Genomic DNA, 18,199 nt, shown 5'->3' on the forward strand with positions numbered 1-18,199 from the left:
CCGCATCCGGCTCATCGCGTCGACACACGGAGGCACGGCCATGACCGACACCGATCTTGCAACCCGCTACCGCGCGTACATCGACTGCCTGAACCGGCAGGACTGGCCAGCGCTCGGCGAATATGTCGCCGACGACGTGATCCACAACGACCGGCCGCTCGGCCTGCCCGGTTACCGCGCGATGCTGGAACAGGACTTCCGCGACATTCCCGATCTCCGTTTCGACATCCGGCTGCTCGTGTGCGAGCCGCCGCGCATCGCATGCCGCCTTCGCTTCGCCTGCTCGCCGAGCGGGACGTTCATGGGGCTCGCCGTCGACGGCCGGAAGGTCACGTTCTGCGAGAACGTGTTCTACGAATTTCATGACGGCAAGATCCGCCAGGTCTGGTCGGTGATCGACAAGGCCGCGATCGAGGCACAGCTTTAGTCTCACCGGAACGGCGGGGTTGCCGGTCGCCGCCATGCCCCGATGTCCGCCGGGTTCACCTCGATCCTTATGGATAACGTTTTCTCTCACATCCCGGCGAGCACGCATCGCCGGATAGGCATTCTGCTCGCCCTATCCGCATCGATATCCTGCGCTTCATTTCGTCTCAACAAGAAGAAATCCCGGTAATTTCTGCAACGTTTCGTTTCCCCCCTTCACTCCCGTCTTCCCACCCTCCGGGTTTTTCCCGCCCCGTCCGACGTGAAAGTTCATTGACATCACGCCGCTCGATGCCTAAATTTGGAAAACGTTTTCCATCACCTCCGCGCGACGCCGGCCACGGCCCGTGCAGGGAGAACGCTTGCCCGCTCGACAGGTGATTCAGGCCGTCCGTCTTCAGGGATCAGGGTTGCAGACGGCGGCCGGGTACGGGCATCGAGCGCGGCAACGGCTACACCCGCCCGTCCTTCATCACTATTCAAAATTGGAGACACAATGCATCCGCGCAGCAGATTCGCGCTCGGCGCCGCGCTCAGCGCCCTTTCCGTCCTGTTCGTCAGCGCCTGCGGCGGCAACGACGTGACCGACACGCCGCCGTCTTCGTCATCTTCGCCGCCCCCGTCCTCGGCATCGACGCTCGCATCGAACTCGCTGCAGGCGCTCGTCTATGGCGCGCCCGACACCAGCGTGCCGGCCGGCACGAACATTCCGGTCACGATGATGGGCCAGATGCGCGCGTTGTTCGACCTGATCCGGAAATCGCCCGACTTCACGCAGGTCGTGATGGATCTCGGCGACGGCACGCCGGTCCACGTGCTCGACACGAACACCGGCGACAAATTCCTGCCGGGCAAGCTCGCGCTCGGCCTGTCGTACATCCTGATCGACATGAAGTCGAAGAACGATCCGCAATACGCCAGCTACCTCGCGACGTACCAGACGATCACGACCGCGATGATGGCGCAGTCGGGCAGCAACTACACGTATGCGAATACGTCCTGGGGCGAGTACTACTACCTCGTCACGCTGAACAACCTGAAGGCGCACGGGATGCTCAACGAAGTCTTCAGCGACACGATGCTCGCGACGCTGCAGCGGCGGCTCACCTTCTGCGACATGTTCGGCCCCGATGCGAGTGGCAAGACCGATACGTGCCCCGCCACCGGCACGCCGATCGACATCGCGTCGCTCAACACCGCGCAGAACTACTATGCGGTGTCCTACGGAATTGCCGGGCTGCGCCAGAAGCTCGGCTGGAGCAGCCCGTCGTTTGCATCGAAGACCGATCCGTCGGTCGCGACGATGGGCGCGCGCGACGCGCTGCTGTACACGCTCACGAACCATATCCGCAACGACTCGTCGGGCGGGTTCTCTGACGAAGCGTCGAACACGCATACGACCTACTACGACCAGGCGCGCTTCGACCGCTACAGCACGCTGCTGATCGGTGAAGTGACCGAGCGCACGTTCGAGATGGGCAACGAGGCGAACCTCACGCCGGAGCTGAAGGGCTATCTGCGCAAGTCGGTCGACCTGATCCTGCCGCAGCTGAACGCGAACGGCCAGGGATTCAACTACGGCCGCTCGATCGGCCCGTACGGCGATTCGGCGTTCATGGAAGTGCTGACGGCCGCGGCCAATGCCGGCGTGCTGACCGACCAGGAGAAGCAGGTTGCATACAGGTTCATCTACCAGGCCGCGCAGCGTTTCGACACGTACTGGTACGACCCGTCGCTGCCGACGCCGTCGGTGAACATGTGGGTCAAGGGCCGCGGCACGGACGCGTATCGCGGCAAGCCGCGCGTGATGGGCGAGAACTTCAGCCTGCTGCATCAGTACCTGTACGTGAACGCGTGGTGGAACAAGCTCGGCTTCGGCGGCAAGGCGCCGATGGCCGATACGGACTACAACGCGTGGCTCGACGCGCTGCCGCACTACACGCTCACCTGGTACAACCAGCCGGGCGACACCGCGCATCCGTACAGCGCCGCGCTCGTCACCGTGCGCGACGGCCGGCGCGTGATCAACCTGAACCTCAGCCAGGCGCCCGACTACAACTCGTACACGCCGTACTACCCGGTGCCGTTCTCCGACAAGCTGATCTACGGCACGACCGATCTCGGCTACGCGCTGCTGGTGCCGCAGGTGTCGTACAACGGGAAGACCTACATTCCCGTCACGTACTACAAGAACCTGAACGTCCAGCAAAGCAACGGGCAGGTGGTCGTGTCGTTCGATACCGCGAAGTTCCGGCTCGCCTCGAAGAATGCGGCGTACACGACGGATCTCGACCTGCAGGTGCATACGGTGCTGACGTTCGCGCACGGCTCGGTCGCCCGCAGCGATACGCTGAGCACGGGCTCGCTCACCGGCAACCTGTCGGTCGAGACCGACTTCACGTCGTTCGCGGATTTCGCGTCGACGCAGGCGAACGGCGACGGCGTGTCGGTAACCTACGCGAACAGCGCCGCGACCGGCTATGCGGCGTCCGGGTTCGACACCTGCGTGCTGTCGGCCTTCGACACGGCGAACGGCACGACGAATCCGCTGTCGACGACGCCGATCGGCCAGTTGCATTCGAACTTCGCCTGTACGACGAAGCCGTTTGCACTCGGCGCGGGCGCGACCCGCACGTTCGGTTGGACGCTGAAGTACGCCGATCCGGCCTGAGCGATGTCGCCCACGCCCGGTGAACGCGCCCGAAGCCCGCTGTTGTCGAAACCGGCTTTGGGCGCGTCACGGACAGCGGGCATCGCGCTCGTCAGCGATGCCCGCTTACAGCCACCCCGAAGCCGCCATGTACGCGCCGAGCGCGATGAGCCCGACGAAGAAGCAGCGCTTGAACGCCTGCTCGCTCATCACGCGGCGCGCATATTGCCCGCCAGCCATGCCCGCCAGCGCCGGCACGAGTGCGAGCGCCGACACGCCGAGATCGACCGTTTGCAACGCACCCGTCACGCGCAGTTGCAGGCCGAGCACGATCGTCGATGCGGTGAACGACAGCCCGAGCGCCTGGATCAGGTCGTCCTTCGACAGCCGCAGCGCCTGCAGATACGGCACGGCCGGCACGACGAACACACCGGTCGCGGCCGTCACGACGCCCGTCAGGTAGCCGACCACGGCCGACAGCCACTTTTCATGGCGGCCCGGCGCCGGCAGCCGCGCGGCGGCCAGCCCCCACAGCCCGTAGAGAATCAGCACCACGCCCAGCGCCGCATGCGTCCAGGTGCTGCCTGCCGCGAGCGCAGGCAGCCCGCCCGTCAGCGTGCCGATCGTCAGGCCGGCGAGCAGCGGCCACAGCCGGCGCAGCAGCGGCCCGAACGACGGGCCGAGCCACAACTGCCACACATTGGTGATGAACGACGGCACGAGCAGCAGGCTCGCGGCAGCCGACGGCGGCATCGCGAGCGTCAGCAGCCCCATCGCGATCGTCGGCAGCCCGAGCCCGATCATGCCCTTGACCGCGCCGGCCAGCAGGAAAACCACCGCGATGATCGTCAGCGTATGAACTTGCATGAAAGGCATTCCGTCCGGTCGAGTACGGCGCCGATGGTGAACCCCGAGCGCGCCGCTCGCCATCTGGTTTTGCCTGAGGCTGGCTCGGGTTTGCCGGATGGAGCGGCGGCGCGATCGCGCCGATGGGCTGGCGCGCCGCGGCGCCGACGAAAAACCAGCCGCCTCGCTCAACGCAGGCGGGGCCGGACCATGCATCCGGGTTGCAGAACCCCGCTTCGACTCCCGAATCCGAGCTGAATACCGGGCCGGCCCCTGAACGAGCACCAATCCGGCCCGATCAGCCCCCGTGAGATGCCCCCCGGCCCTGCTCGCTGTCGAGGTGCGCCATCTGTGCGGCCGGATAACGCTCACCGGCAGCCGCCCCGGCGGGAACCGCCGCTTCGATGCGAGCGATGTCATTGACCGTTAGTTGCATTTCAGTCGCTTGCAGTGCGTCCTGAAGCTGAAGGCGCTTGCGCGCGCCGATCAGCGGCACGATATCGCCGCCGCGCGACAGCACCCACGCGATCGCGACTTGCGCCGGATTGCTGCCCTTCTCGTCGGCGATCACGCGCAGCGCATCGACGAGCGCAAGGTTGTGCGCGAGGTTCTCGCCCTGGAATCGCGGGCTCGCCGCACGGAAATCGCGTTCGCCTTCCCGCGCCGTGCTCCAGCGCCCGCCGAGCAGCCCGCGCGACAGCACGCCGTAGGCCGTCACGCCGATCCCGAGTTCGCGGCACGCAGGCAGGATTCCGGCCTCGATGCCGCGCGACAGCAGCGAGTATTCGATCTGCAGGTCGGCGATCGGCGCGACGGCAGCGGCGCGGCGGATCGTGTCGACGCCGGCTTCCGACAGGCCGATATGGCGCACGTACCCGGCCTTCACGAGATCGGCGATCGCACCGATCGTCTCCTCGATCGGCACCGCCGGATCGACGCGCGCCGGCCGGTAGATGTCGATGTAGTCGGTGCCGAGCCGTTTCAGCGAGTACGCGACGAAGTTGCGGATCGCCGCCGGCCGCGCGTCGTAGCCGGCAAACCCGCCGGACGGATCGCGCAGCGCGCCGAATTTCACGCTGATCAGCACCTGGTCGCGGGCCCGGCCGCGCAACGCATCGCGGATCAGCATCTCGTTGTCGCCCATGCCGTAGAAATCGCCGGTGTCGAGCATCGTGATGCCGTGGTCGAGCGCCGCGTGCAGCGTCGCGATGCTTTCGTCGCGGTCGGCCGGGCCGTAGAAGTCCGACATCCCCATGCAGCCGAGCGCGAGTGCCGACACCCGCGGGCCGGTACGGCCCAGTTCACGCGTTTCCATGTCCGTTTCCTCGATTGATGAATGAACAGGCCGGATTCTGGGCGCATTGCGGCGCGCGATAAACGCGAAACACTCAACCAAACCGTTCGACGCTGATTAACAATGGAGCCTGCTCCCCTCTACCCACGCACCCGCCCCGCATGGATCACCTGCAAGCAATGCGCATCTTCGCGCGCGTCGCCCATCTCGGCAGCTTCACGAAAGCCGCCGAACAGCTGCAACTGCCGCGCCCGACGGTCAGCAACGCCGTCCAGTATCTGGAAAAACACCTGAAGGTCCGCCTGCTGCAGCGCACGACGCGGCGCGTCGCGCTGACGGCCGAAGGCGCGACCTATTACGAGCGCTGCACGCGGTTGCTGGCCGATCTGGACGACGCGGAAACGCTGTTCGAAGACGCCGGCACGACGCCGCGCGGCGCGATCCGCGTCGACCTGCCCGAACGCTTTGCGCTGAACCAGGTGATTCCGGCGCTACCGGGTTTCCACGCGCGCTACCCCGACCTGCGCGTCGTGATCGGCACGACCGACCGCTTCGTCGACCTCGTCGCCGACGGCATCGACTGCGCGGTGCGGGTTGGCGCGATGTCCGATACGTCGCTCGTCGCGCGGCGCATCGGCGAGCTGGCGCAGATCAATTGCGCGGCGCCCGCGTATCTCGAGCGGCACGGCACGCCGCGCTCGCCGGACGAGCTTCCGGACCACGTCGCGGTCGGCTATTTCTCGAGCCGCACGGGCCGCGAGCTGGACTGGGAATATGCGGATATGGATACGGGCGAGCTGCATGCGGTCAAGATGCGCAGCGTCGTGTCGGTCAACAGCTCGCAGGCGTATCTCGCGTGCTGTCTTGCGGGCCTCGGGCTGATCCAGGCGCCGCGCGAAGGGCTCGGGCCGCTGCTCGCCGACGGCTCGCTGGTCGAAGTGCTGCCGGAATGGAATGCCGAGCCGCTGCCCGTGTCGGTGGTGTTTCCGACCGGCCGGCATCTCGCACCGCGCGTGCGGATCTTCGTCGACTGGCTTGCGGAAACGCTCGGGGGCGTACCCCGGGCGGATTGACGGCAGGCGCCGGGGCACTCGCCCCGGCGCCGCCCGCCTGGAACGTCAGAACTTGTGACGGATCGCGGCGCGCACCGCGAACTGGTTCGACGACGCCGACGGGCCGTCCGTGCCGACCACGTAGCCGCCGTCGGCCGCCGTGCCGGTCTTGTCGCCGCCCACCTTCTGCCATGCGCCCTGCAGGTAGACGTCGGTGCGCTTCGACAGGCTGTAGTCGGCCATCAGCCCGACCGTGTGGTATTTCGGCTTGAACGTTCCGGCCGCGGCATCGTACTTGCCGTCCGTGTACACGTACTGCGCGCCGAGATAGAAATCGGGCGTGAGCTGGTACTTGCCGTTGATCTCGAAGTTCTGGAACTTCGTCGCGGTCAACCCGAGGCCGGCGAACGTCGACGCCGGCAGGTAGACGGTCGACACCGGGTTCTTCACGTCCGTCTTCGTGTAGACGAAGCCGAGCGTGGCCGGGCCGAACGTGTAGTTGACGCCGCCGCCGAAGATCCGCAGGCGGTCGGCGACGAAGTTCGCGTCATCCGCCGAGATCGCGCCCGCGCTGCCGATACCCGGGTTGTTCGCCTGCAGGTACGCAGCCGCAACCTGCAGCCCGGCCAGCGAGTACTGCGCGCCGAGGCTGTACTGACGGTTGTTCGCGAAGCCGGTGCTGTTGCTGAAGCTGTACGTGCCGCCGAACGTCAGGCCGTTCCAGTCGGCGCTCGCATACTTGACCGTGTTGTTGACGCGGAACGAATTGTCCGTGTTGTCGTTGTCGAACGGGTGCGAGAACAGCGTGCCGCCCCAGTTGCCGTTGGCGGTGAGCGGCGCGAGATAGTCGACGACGGAATCGTACTGACGGCCGAAGGTCAGCGTGCCGAAGCGCGGCGCGCTCAGCCCGACGAACGCCTGGCGGCCGAACATGCGGCCGCCCTGGCCGAGCCGGCCGTTGTTCACGTCAAAACCGTTTTCCAGCGTGAAGATCGCCTTCAGCCCGCCGCCGAGATCCTCGCTGCCCTTCAGGCCCCAGCGGCTGCCCTGCGCATAGCCGCTCGCAAGCTGGTAATTCGTTTTTCCGACCCCATTGACGTTCACGTTGTTCGTGTAATTGAAGCCTTCATCGATCACACCGTACAGCGTCACGCTGTTCTGGGCGAAGACCGGCGCGGCGAAAGCGGCCAGCGCGGCGGTAAAAATGATGTGCTTCTTCATGACGGTTCTCCGGAGCCGGGGGCCGGGCAGGGTCGAGTGCCCGGCGAATGTTTGGTCTGTTTTAGGTGTGGCCCGCAGGGCGGACGACGCGGTGTGCGGCCGCGTGAGGTCAAAATGGTGTCACGTCGCAAACCGTCCGTCCATCGGGGTAGATGAACCCTGCGCAAACCGTTGCGCTCGTCCAACTGCCCCGTTGCGTGGACTGCCTGACCCGGCTTATCGGCAGCAGCACGACAGCCGACCATTCGCGTAAACCCGAGGTGCACCGCATCGGTGGCACAATGCGCATCCGTTCGTCATTTCTTCACGAAGTCATGCTTCCCCCCGATTCATGCGCGGCGCGTGCCGGCCGCGCCCGCGGCCCGCGCCGGGAGGCGGTCCGATGACCGCACCGGCCCGGGCCGGCCGCTACGCCGAGCTCGATTTCTTCCGCGGCCTCGTGCTGCTCGTCATCGTCGTCGACCACATCGGCGGCAGCATCCTGTCGCGCGTGACGCTGCACGCTTACGCGCTGTGCGACGCGGCCGAGGTCTTCGTGTTCCTCGGCGGCTTCGCCACCGCGATCGCGTACAACTCGCTCGCCGAACGGCACGACGAAGCCGCCGCGCGCCAGCGCTTCATCCGGCGCGCGTTCGAGATCTATCGTGCGTTCCTCGTGACGGCCGGCCTGATGCTGCTGATCACGGCCGCGCTGAACGCGTTCGCGATCGACGGCCCGAACATGCCGACCAACGACCTCGACGGCCTGCTCCACAAGCCGCTCGCCGCGCTGCGCGACATCCTGCTGTTCCGCCGCCAGCCGTACCTCGCGTCGGTGCTGCCGATGTACGCGTTCTTCGCGCTGCTCGTGCCGCTCGCACTGCCGCTCGCGCGCACGCAGCCGTGGCTGCTGCTCGCGTTCAGCGGATCGCTGTGGTACGCGGCGCCGCACGTCGCGCGCTTCTTGCCGACCGTGGAAGGCGCGCCGTGGGACTTCAATCCGTTCGCATGGCAGTTCCTGTTCGTGCTCGGCGTGATCGCGCGCTGCCAGCCCGTCTACCAGACGCTCGCGCCGAAGCCGCAGGGCTGGCTGCTGACGGCCGCGGCGCTCGCGATCGTCGCGGCCGGCGCGTACTACCGGCTGCGCATCGAGCCGTTCCCGACCGATCCGTCAATCAAGCAGAACCTCGGCGCGCTGCGGCTCGCAAACTTCCTCGCGATCGCGTGGCTCGCGGCCAAGCTGGTTCACCTCGGCTGGATGAAGAAGGTCGCGCACGCGATGCCGTGGATCGGCACGATCGGCCGGCAGGGGCTGCTGTGCTTCGTCGCGGGCACCGCCATCTCGCTCGCGGTCGATTCGGTGCTCTACCAGGCGACCGAAGGCTATCTCGACGTGAAGCTCGGCCTGATTGCCGACGTCGTTGCAATGGGCCTGCTGTATCTCGTCGCCAAGCTCTACGGGCCGCTCGTCGCGCGGCTGCCGTTCCGTTCGCGGCGATGACGCGCCGCGCCGTCATGCGCCGCTGCTACGATAGCCGGCGCCTCTCCTGAAACAATTCGACATGCGCCGACTCGCCCTTGCGTTCGCCCCCGCCCTGATCGCCGGCTCCATCGCCACCGCCCGCGCCACGCCGCCCGCGCCGGTGGCAGCGCCCGCGCCGCCGCCACCGGCCGTCCAGACCGCGACGACCCCGTCGGCCGCCCGGAGAGCGCGCTCAATCCGGGCAGCAGCGTCGTGCTGCGCACGTTCCGCTCGGCGTCGCTGAAGCGCGACTGGTCGTACACGGTTTACCTGCCGCCCGGCTACAACCCGGAAGGCGCGCGCTACCCCGTGATGTACCTGCTGCACGGCAACGCCGGCAACGCGAACGACTGGGTCACGCAGGGCCGGCTACAGGCCACCGCCGACACGCTGATCGAGCGCCGCGAGATCCCGCCGGTCGTGATCGTGATGCCGCAGGGCGGCACCGACTGGTACGTCGACCGCAAGGAGAAGATGCAGAGCGCGTTCCTCAACGACCTGCTGCCCGAGGTCGAGGCGCACTTCGCGGTGTCGAACCAGCGCGCGGGCCGCGCGATCGGCGGCGTGTCGATGGGCGGCTTTGGCGCGCTGCGTTTCTCGCTGCTCGAACCCGGCCTGTTCTGCGGCGCGATGCTGCTGAGCCCCGCGATCTACGCGAACGAGCCGCCGCTCAATTCCGCCGCGCGCTACGTCGGCGTGTTCGGCGACCGCCAGTTCGACCCGCGCGTGTGGCACGAGCTCAATTACCCGGCGCTGATGCGCGGCTATTTCGCGCGCAGCTGGCGGATCCCGATGTTCATCGCGGCCGGCGACGACGACCTGACCATCCAGGCCGAATCGAGCGTGCTGTATACGCAACTGCGCCGCGCGCAGAACCCGGCCGAGCTGCGCATCGTCGACGGCGGGCATACGTGGGACGTCTGGCGCGGGCTGCTCGGGCAAGGATTGAAGTACGCGCTCGAATGCGTGAAGTGATGGCGGGCGGGCGCGGCCTCGCCCGTTTTCGTCAGGCTGGCCGGTGACCGGTAGTCTTTCGATCAGTCTCGTCTCCTGCGTCCGCCATCGCGGCGCACCGGTCGCGCCGGTCTCGCCTGATGGCGTGCTCACGATTGCGGGCTCACAGCCACGTGCCACCCTGCCGTTCGCTCGGCTCCCCGGCCAGCGCATCGAAATCGTGAATCCAGTCCAGGTGATGCAGCACGCTGTCGCGCGCGGCCAGACGCGCATTGCGCGCCTGCGCGGCCGGCCCGTCGGGCAGGTGCAGCACGTCGGCCACGGAAATCGACGCGTACTGCACCTTGCGCGTGCGGCCGCGACGCAGTCGCTCATACGCTTCCTGCGCTTCGCGCCAGTTGCCCGGCCCGGCCTGCGCCAGTTGCGCGGCGAGCACCACCGCATCCTCGATCGACTGGTTCGCGCCCTGCCCGTGATGCGGCACCAGCGCATGCGCGGCGTCGCCGATCAGCGTCACGCGGCCGCGGCTCCAGCGGCCGAGCGGCGGCCGGTGGAACAGCCCCCAGCGCTGGCTGATCGGCACGGCAGTGATCATCTGCACCACCGCCGGATGCCAATCCCCGAACACGCGCAGTTGCTCGCCCTCTTCCGACGGCATCACCCAGTCGCGCGACGGCCACGGTGACGGATGACGCTCGACCAGCAGGAAATTCTGGTCGCCGTCGTCGCCGATCGGATAGTGCAGCAGGTGCCCGTGCGGCCCGATCCAGTACTGCAGCGTTTCGGGATCGGGCAAAAGGCTCAGCCGCGCGGCCGGCACCACGCCGCGAAACCCCGAACACCCCGAATACAGCGCATCGTCGTAGCCGAGCATCCAGCGCCGCGTGAGCGAGCGAGCGCCGTCCGCGCCGATCACGAGATCGGCGTCGACGCGCGCCCCGTTGTCGAACGACAGCGTGACGCGATCGGGATGCTGCGCGAGATCGATCAGCCGATGGCCGAGATGAATGGCGTCGAGGCCGACCGCCTTCGACAGCACGGCCTGCAGATCCGCGCGATGCACGCCCCAGTACGCGCCGCCGAATTGCCGGCGATAGTCGGGGTCGCCGCGATGATGGCCGATCACCGCGCCGCTGCGGCCGTCGCGATAGACGAGCCCCGGGATGTCCGCGCACACCGCGTCGAAGGCCGCCCGCAATCCCATCCGTTCGTAGAAGCGCGTCGCATTGGCCGACAGCGCGACGGCCGCGCCGACTTCGCGCAACACCTCCGTCTGTTCGTAGAGCTGCGCGTCGATGCCGTGCTCGCGCAGGGCGAGCGCGAGCGTCAGGCCGCCGATCCCGGCGCCGACGATCGCAATCTTCAGGTTCGTCTGCATGATGAAGGTGTCTCCGATGTTCCGATGTGGGCTCTGCGGCGTGCGCAGCGGTCATGTCGATTGCATGGGCCGTATCGGCATTCTCGGGAGCGGACTTTCATCCCGCAATAAAATGACCGGAATCTGCTTCATCACTGAATGCAATGAACCGGCGAGGCCCAACCATGGAACTGAGCGATGTCGACCTCAACCTGCTGCTGCTATTCCAGCGGCTGATGCAGGAACGGCGCGTATCGAGCGTCGCCGAGCAGATGAACATGAGCCAGCCGGGCGTGAGCAATGCGCTCGCGAAGCTGCGCCGCCGGCTCGGCGATCCGCTGTTCGTGCGCGGGCCGGGCGGCGTGGTGCCGACACCGTTCGCACTGCGCCTCGCGGAACCCGTGTCGCACGCGCTCGCGACGCTGCACGCCGCGCTCAACCCCGAGACCGGTTTCGATCCGCTGCGCGCCACGCGCACGCTGACGATCGGCATGACCGATATCGGCGAAGTCGTGTTCCTGCCGGCGCTGCTCGAACACCTGTCGCAAGCAGCGCCGGGCATCGCACTCAATACGGTGCGCGACACGAGCGTCAACCTCGGCGACGCAATGGCAGACGGCCGCGTCGACCTCGCGATCGGCCTGCTGCCGCAGCTCAAGGGCGGCTTCTACCAGCGCCGGCTGTTCGATCAGCGCTACGTGTGCCTGTTCCGGCGCGGGCACCCGCTCGAAGACGCGCCGCTGACGGTCGACACGTGGCGCAATGCGGAGCACCTGGTCGTGGTGTCGGCCGGCACCGGTCACGGGCAGGTGGACGAATGGCTGAAGCGCCGCCGCGTGGCGCGCCAGGTGCGGCTCACGGTGCCGCACTTCATGAGCGTCGGCTACATCCTGCAGCGCACCGACCTGATCGCGACGGTGCCCGAGCATCTTGCGCAGCAGCTCGCCGCACCGTTTTCGCTGGGCTGGCGCGCGTTGCCCGTCACGCTGCCGGGCGCGCCGATTCACATGCTCTGGCATACGCGGGTCAATCAGGACGAAGGGAACAAATGGCTGCGCGACGTGGTGGTCGACCTGTTTGCGGAGTCAGGCACGCGGGCGCGGAAAGCCGTACCTGGCCGGAAGAAGTCGTCGACGTGATGGAGCGTGCCTTACGATGTTGGTCGAACATGCGTGCCGCGCATTTCGACTACATTGCCGAAACGGCAAGGTCATCGTTCATCCCCGGCCTCATCCGTCATTCAACTCGCAGGAAATCAAGCCATGTCTGTCTCGAAGAAATTCGCAGCCGTCACGGGCGCCGGCTCCGGCATCGGTCGCGCAGCGGCCATCGCGCTCGCCCAGGCGGGATTCACCGTCGCACTGCTCGGACGCACCGAAGCCTCGTTGCGCGAGACGCAGGATGCGATCCGCACCGCCGGGGGCGACGCACACGCGTTTCCGGCGGACGTCACCGACGAAGCATCGGTCGACCACGCGTTCGCGCAGATCGCGCAGCAGTTCGGCCGGCTCGACGTGCTGTTCAACAACGCCGGCCGCAACGCGCCGCCGGTTTCCCTCGACGAATACGAATTCGACGTGTGGAACAGCGTCGTCGCGACGAACCTGACCGGCGTCTTCCTGTGTGCGCGAGCCGCGTGGCGCCTGATGAAAGCGCAATCGCCGCAGGGCGGCAGGATCATCAACAACGGCTCGATCTCGGCCCATGCGCCGCGCCCCGATACGATCGCGTACACGGCCACCAAGCATGCGGTGACCGGGATCACCCGGTCGCTGGCCCTCGACGGCCGCCGGTACAACATCGCGTGCGGCCAGATCGACATCGGCAACGCGGCGACATCGCTCACGGAACGGATGACGCAAGGCGTCCCGCAGGCCGACGGCAGCCTCGCGCCCGAGGCGCGCATGGACGTCACGCATGTCGCGAACGCGATCGTCCAGATGGCGAACCTGCCGCTCGACACGAACATCCTGAACATGACGATCATGGCGACCGCGATGCCGTTCGTCGGCCGAGGCTGAACGAAGCGCTCGCGACGCCCGTCCAGGCCGGCCCGCAGCGGCAGGCATCACCCGCCGATGATTGCTGACGACGTCACGTACTGTCGGGCGAACTCGAGCTGCACTTCGAGCACGCCAAACCGATGAGATCAGCGCGCCGGTGACCGCGCGCTGATCTCGTCGCATCGGCCGCATGCGTGCGTGGCGCCGTTACCCGAAGGCGGGACGCTGCTCGTGGTGCTCACGCCGCCGGGTCAGGCACCGCCGAAGCTGCTGTCGCCGTAGCATGGTGCCGTGCGTCAGCCGGCCCGGGTTTTCTTGCCGGTGGACGGCGGCCTGGCGATGACGAACTGACGACGATCCTTGCCCCTGATCCAGAGCGGCGCATTGCCGCGCCCGCTCCACTCCTTTCCGCTCGCCGGGTCGCGATAGCGCGCCGGCAACACTTTCACGACGTACGAACCCCGGCTGCCGTTGCGGCCGACCAGGTCGCGATGCTTGATCGCATAGGTGTCCATCAACGAGTGAACCGCCGCGATCGCATCGACGCGTTCGCGCGCGCGTGCTCGCTCGATTTCCTCGTCCAGTTCGGCCAGCTCGACTACGAGCTGTGCATAGGTCTTGCTCGCGCTCATCTTCTTCATGCCCCGCATCCACATCTGCATGCGAACCGCCATGATTCGCATCACTAACTGACTGTTTCACGACGCCCCGTGACGACGGGATCCACACGATCGGCTCGCGGCTCGCGTCGGCGCATCGAAGCACGCGACACGCGGGCAACGACACACCGCCGCGCACCGGTTCACAGTGCGCGCCCCCGCGTCGCCCCGAACGTCCGCCCGGGGAATCCCCACTGCAGACGTCCGGCGACACAATCGCGCCCTGCGTTTCAAATATCAAGTGATATTTGAAACGCGATCGTAATGGTATCTATCTCAAATATCAACTGATATCCTGCCTGCCATGAACATGTCCTCCCTTCCCCCGCGGCTGAGCCGCGAAGAAAGCCGACAGCAGACCCGCGCCCATTTGCTCGCCGCGGCGAAACGGCTGTTCGTCGATCGCGGGTTCGCCGGCACGTCGCTCAGGGATATCGCGGCCGAGGCCGGTTATACGCAGGGCGCGTTCTATTCGAATTTCGCGAGCAAGGAGGAACTGTTCGTCGAACTGATGCGGGAGCGTTCGACGACGCAGGTGGCCGACATCGCGCGGGCGCTGAGCGACCCGTCCGCGTCCGGGGAGGACATCCTGAATGCGCTGGATGTCTGGTCGCGGACCGTCGATGCCGAGCCCGAGTGGTCGGTGCTGGGCGTCGAATTCAAGCTTCAGGGGCGGCGCAACCCCGCTTTCGCCATCGCGTCGCAGGCATTGCTGGACGCCCATCGCGATGGCCTCGCCTATTGCATCGAGCAGATTTTCGCGCGGCTGAAGAAAGTGCCGCCCGAACCGCCGGCCGTCCTGGCCATTTCGTTCATGGGGCTCTCGCAAGGCCTGGCGCTGCAGCAGTCGATCCTGTCCGAGGTGCCGATCGGGCACATGATCATGGTGTTCCTGCGTAGCCTCCTGGCCACGGCCGAGCCCGTGCGTTGACCGTAAAGGTCACTCGCGACCGGGAAGTGACAGGCTCCACGATGGAGCCGGATCGCGCGTGATGCCGTGCGGGCCATTGCGGCCGCTCGACGCACGCGAGGGCGCCGTATCCGGGCAGCGCCGCGGCACCGCCGCTCACGAACGCCGAGATGCCGCGGTGATGCGCCGCCTGCGGATGTACAGCATCAGGCCCGCAGGAGCTCCTCGGCGACCTGTTCGAACGGCACCCGCCCTTGTCGACGCTCGACGGCATCGTCACTCCCGAAATCGATGTGCCCGCTGTTCAGCCCGTGATTCAGTTCGATGAATCCGTTGATCGCCGCACTGGAGAACGGATTCATCGCGAGTACGCCAGCCCACTCCGAAGGCGCGAGCGCCATGGGCCTCACCGGTCGATCGAGCGCGCGCGCAAAGATCGCCGCGATGTCGGCAGGCGAATAGGCAGCCGGCCCTTCCAGGCCGATCTTGCGGATGCCTGTCCAGTCTTCACGCAGCAAATCCGCCGCGACCCGGCCGATGTCCTCGGTTGCGACCATCGGAATGGCGCGCTCCACCGGCACGAGCAGGCTCGGCAGGATGCCCTGCGTACGCACCGGCTCGACGACGCGCGCCCAGTTCTCCATGAAGTACGCCGCGCGCAGGAACACGACCGGAATGCCCAGCTCGGCCAGTCGTTGCTCGGCCGTGCGGTTGGTCGCGATCACGCCGGTGCCGCTCGGCCGGTCCGCACCGACCGACGACAGCAGCACGAGTTTCGGCAAGCCCGCCGCGCGTACCGCTTCGGCAACGGCGCGCGCCGTCACGTCCGCGTGTTCGAACAGGTTCTCCAGCGCATAGTTGGGCGGCTTGACCAGATACGTACCGCACGCACCGGCAAAGGCACGCGTCAATGCAGCGGAATCGGCCAGATCGGCAACGGCCACTTCCGCGCCCTGTTCAGCCCAGCGCGCCGCCTTCGCGCGATCGCGCACGACCACGCGCACCGCGACGCCCGCATCGATCAGGGCCTGGGCCGCAACGGCGCCCGTGCGGCCGGTGACACCCGTGACAACAAACATATTTTCCTCCGACAGCCGCCCCACCCGTTGGAGCGATGGCTTCGATGATGTACGCTGGCTTCACATAACTCAAATGCATACCAATCATGTCCAGCATGCACGAAGTGGATTTGCGCGCCGTCGATCTCAACCTGCTCAAGCTGCTCGACGCATTGCTCAAGGAACGCAGCGTCACGCGCGCCGGCGTGCGGCTCGGCCTGACGCAACCGGCGGCAAGCCGCGCGCTGGGCCGGCTGCGCACGCTGCTCGACGATCGTGTCGTCGTGCGCACGCCGAAGGGGCTGGAGTTCACGCCGCGCGCGGCGTCGCTCGCGCTGCGCGTGTCGCGCGTGCTGGCGGAAGCGGCCAGCATCGTCGCGCCTGCGGAATTCGATCCGGCCACCGCCCGCGGAGAGTTCTCGATCGCGAGCCTCGATCACATGGCACTGACGCTGATACCTGACGTGAATGCGCGGCTGGAGCAGCGCGCGCCAGGCATGGATCTCGTCGTGCCGCCGTCACGCGGCAACAACGTCGAACGCGTGGCGGACGGCACGGCCGGTATCGCGCTCGGCGCGTTCGACGACGATACGCTGCCCGCCGGCATCTATCGTCGCAAGCTCTACGACGACAGCCTGGTCTGCATCGTGCGCAACGGGCATCCGGTGTTGTCGTCGCGGCTGACGCCGAAGCGTTTCGCGGCGCTGTCGCACGTGCTGGTGACGATCGGCGGCCGCGGTGGCGAGCAGGTCGACGCGGCGCTCGCGCGGCAAGGGCTGCAGCGACGCATCGCGATGCGGTTGCCGCATTTTCTGGTAGCGCCGATGGTGGTCGCGAAAAGCGACATGACCGTGGTGCTGCCGCGCCGTCTCGCGCAACACGTCGCGCAGTCGATGCCGGTCACGCTCGCCGAACTGCCCGTCGACGTGCCGCCGTTTGCGTTGACGATGATCTGGCACGAGCGCACGCACGACGATCCGGCGTACGGGTGGCTGCGCGCGCAGATCGCGGAAATTGCGCAGGAGATGGCGCCGTAGCGCTCGACCGCTCCTGGCGTAGGGCAATCACCCAACCGATGCATGCCGCGCGTGCGCGAACACGCGGCGATTTCCGTGCACCGTCCTGCTGCGCGATCGCGAGCCTGCGGCCCGTCACGTCCGGTTTCCGCTGATCGCCCGCATCGCGTCTGCACGGCATGCGAAAGCACCTGACCCTGGCCGACGCGCTTTCACCCGATGAAGCCAACTGATCTCGGAAAAATGGCGACCAGCTCTATCGCCTATTCAACATTCCGGCGCGCATCTACGTAGTGCAGCATTGCCATACTATTGGCGCCGCCGTTCGCAAGCAGGCCGAGATTTGCACTCGCGCGCAGTTTTGTCGCCCCCAACCGGATCGTTTTCATGGATGGTTTCACTACACGTTACCGTCCGCGATCCGCTCAAGCAGGTAACGCAAAATTTACCGGTGTACATCGGCGGCGCGACGAGCCGGCCGATGACGCCGTGCTTTACGCACCCCAAATCGACCTTCCGTTACTTCGGGCGTTGGGACAGGGCGGTCGCAAGCGCGTTTCCGAAGTGTTCGACGGCCCCGTCGAAGCGCGACGCACCTACATCGAAAACCCAATGCCGCAGTGAAGGTAACGCAGCAAGCCCCAGTTCCGCGATCCGGTACCGTGTGGCTATCGTGGCCAGCACAGCCATCACCATGACTTCCGGCATCCCTTCGGTGGCTGCGGTCGCCAACCCGCCGTCGAGTACGCTCGGCGCGAAAGCTACACTCCGCGCACCCTGCTGCATCGCCGTTCGGGCCGCCGTGGCGGCGGCATTCGCGGTTACGGCAATCGTCCAGCTTGCGGGTTCACCAAGCCCGACCAGTAGCAGGCTACCCGCCTCGATGCCCGCGGGTGGGCGGCTGATCAACAGCGTTTCCATCGGCGCTGCCAGAAAGTAACCTTCGCGCCGCAACCCAGTGAGCGCCCCTGAAAGCGCGAGGTCGAGATGGCGTAGTCCGCCCGTCGGCCCCTCACCTGCCGCCTCGCGAGCAAACATGCAACCACATGAAAGATCGACCTGTGCACCCACGCCATCCCATGCAGCAACCTCGAAGGTCACATCACGCCAACTGCCGATGATCTGTCGAAGAACCATATCGTCTCTCCCGTGAGCTCAGGACGCGGCTGGGTCACCTTCGATCCTGATGATCAACAGTAACCCCCGTGCGTGCAATAGACCAACATTGGCGTGCGGTCCGGATCAGCGGTTT

General features: G+C 66.8%; 15 protein-coding genes and 1 pseudogene. 9 read left to right on the top strand and 7 right to left on the bottom strand.

Going from position 1 to position 18,199, the window contains the following annotated elements:
* Positions 1-40 precede the first annotated feature (40 nt).
* Positions 41-427: an ester cyclase gene (locus LXE91_RS19645; protein WP_039352891.1), complete on the top strand. Its 387-nt coding sequence runs from the start codon at positions 41-43 to the stop codon at positions 425-427.
* A 495-nt stretch (positions 428-922) separates the two neighbouring features.
* On the top strand, positions 923-3,097 hold the full coding sequence (locus LXE91_RS19650; RefSeq protein ID WP_039352887.1) for a hypothetical protein: 2,175 nt from the start codon (positions 923-925) through the stop codon (positions 3,095-3,097).
* Between the two features lie 105 nt (positions 3,098-3,202).
* Here the strand turns inward: LXE91_RS19650 and LXE91_RS19655 are convergent, their stop codons facing one another.
* Together LXE91_RS19655 and LXE91_RS19660 are read right to left on the bottom strand one after the other, a co-directional pair.
* The gene (locus LXE91_RS19655) at positions 3,203-3,943 is read right to left on the bottom strand and encodes a sulfite exporter TauE/SafE family protein (RefSeq protein ID WP_039352884.1); all 741 of its coding nucleotides are present in this window, start codon (positions 3,941-3,943) and stop codon (positions 3,203-3,205) included.
* 277 nt (positions 3,944-4,220) lie between these two features.
* Positions 4,221-5,237, bottom strand: a complete 1,017-nt coding sequence (locus tag LXE91_RS19660; RefSeq protein ID WP_039352881.1) for an aldo/keto reductase — start codon at positions 5,235-5,237, stop codon at positions 4,221-4,223.
* A gap of 140 nt (positions 5,238-5,377) precedes the next feature.
* Between LXE91_RS19660 and LXE91_RS19665 the strand changes: the two genes are divergently transcribed.
* Positions 5,378-6,289, top strand: a complete 912-nt coding sequence (locus LXE91_RS19665) for a LysR family transcriptional regulator (protein ID WP_039352877.1) — start codon at positions 5,378-5,380, stop codon at positions 6,287-6,289.
* 45 nt (positions 6,290-6,334) lie between these two features.
* Here the strand turns inward: LXE91_RS19665 and LXE91_RS19670 are convergent, their stop codons facing one another.
* Positions 6,335-7,489 carry a porin gene (locus LXE91_RS19670; RefSeq protein WP_039352874.1) on the bottom strand — a complete coding sequence of 385 codons (1,155 nt, stop codon included), beginning with the start codon at positions 7,487-7,489 and terminating at the stop codon, positions 6,335-6,337.
* 382 nt (positions 7,490-7,871) lie between these two features.
* Between LXE91_RS19670 and LXE91_RS19675 the strand changes: the two genes are divergently transcribed.
* Positions 7,872-8,969 (top strand): OpgC domain-containing protein, encoded by a 1,098-nt coding sequence (locus tag LXE91_RS19675; RefSeq protein WP_039352968.1) that lies wholly within the window; start codon positions 7,872-7,874, stop codon positions 8,967-8,969.
* A 61-nt stretch (positions 8,970-9,030) separates the two neighbouring features.
* Positions 9,031-9,965, top strand: a pseudogene (locus LXE91_RS19680) (alpha/beta hydrolase).
* Positions 9,966-10,107: 142 nt separating this feature from the next.
* Here the strand turns inward: LXE91_RS19680 and LXE91_RS19685 are convergent.
* A complete protein-coding gene (locus LXE91_RS19685; protein ID WP_039352868.1) occupies positions 10,108-11,322 on the bottom strand; it encodes an FAD-dependent monooxygenase in 1,215 nt (404 codons plus the stop codon).
* A 164-nt stretch (positions 11,323-11,486) separates the two neighbouring features.
* Here LXE91_RS19685 and LXE91_RS19690 point away from each other — a divergent pair, with 164 nt between their 5' ends.
* Both LXE91_RS19690 and LXE91_RS19695 read left to right on the top strand, forming a co-directional pair.
* Positions 11,487-12,440, top strand: a complete 954-nt coding sequence (locus tag LXE91_RS19690) for a LysR family transcriptional regulator (protein ID WP_039352865.1) — start codon at positions 11,487-11,489, stop codon at positions 12,438-12,440.
* Positions 12,441-12,563: 123 nt separating this feature from the next.
* A complete protein-coding gene (locus LXE91_RS19695; protein ID WP_039352862.1) occupies positions 12,564-13,322 on the top strand; it encodes an SDR family oxidoreductase in 759 nt (252 codons plus the stop codon).
* Positions 13,323-13,600: 278 nt separating this feature from the next.
* Here LXE91_RS19695 and LXE91_RS19700 read toward each other — a convergent pair whose 3' ends face one another.
* Positions 13,601-13,945 (bottom strand): H-NS histone family protein, encoded by a 345-nt coding sequence (locus LXE91_RS19700; RefSeq protein ID WP_039352965.1) that lies wholly within the window; start codon positions 13,943-13,945, stop codon positions 13,601-13,603.
* A gap of 322 nt (positions 13,946-14,267) precedes the next feature.
* On the opposite strand from LXE91_RS19700, the gene LXE91_RS19705 reads away from it, so the two are divergent.
* On the top strand, positions 14,268-14,894 hold the full coding sequence (locus tag LXE91_RS19705) for a TetR/AcrR family transcriptional regulator (RefSeq protein WP_052760083.1): 627 nt from the start codon (positions 14,268-14,270) through the stop codon (positions 14,892-14,894).
* A 185-nt stretch (positions 14,895-15,079) separates the two neighbouring features.
* Here LXE91_RS19705 and LXE91_RS19710 read toward each other — a convergent pair whose 3' ends face one another.
* A complete protein-coding gene (locus tag LXE91_RS19710) occupies positions 15,080-15,952 on the bottom strand; it encodes an NmrA family NAD(P)-binding protein (protein ID WP_039352959.1) in 873 nt (290 codons plus the stop codon).
* Between the two features lie 86 nt (positions 15,953-16,038).
* Between LXE91_RS19710 and LXE91_RS19715 the strand changes: the two genes are divergently transcribed.
* A complete protein-coding gene (locus LXE91_RS19715) occupies positions 16,039-16,968 on the top strand; it encodes a LysR family transcriptional regulator (protein ID WP_223274304.1) in 930 nt (309 codons plus the stop codon).
* 498 nt (positions 16,969-17,466) lie between these two features.
* On the opposite strand, the gene LXE91_RS19720 is transcribed toward LXE91_RS19715, so the two are convergent.
* Entirely contained in the window at positions 17,467-18,084 is a 618-nt protein-coding gene (locus LXE91_RS19720) for a M17 family peptidase N-terminal domain-containing protein (RefSeq protein ID WP_039352860.1), read from the bottom strand.
* Positions 18,085-18,199: the final 115 nt, after the last annotated feature.

Source organism: Burkholderia contaminans (assembly GCF_029633825.1).
In the GTDB taxonomy this organism is placed as follows: Bacteria; Pseudomonadota; Gammaproteobacteria; order Burkholderiales; family Burkholderiaceae; genus Burkholderia; species Burkholderia contaminans.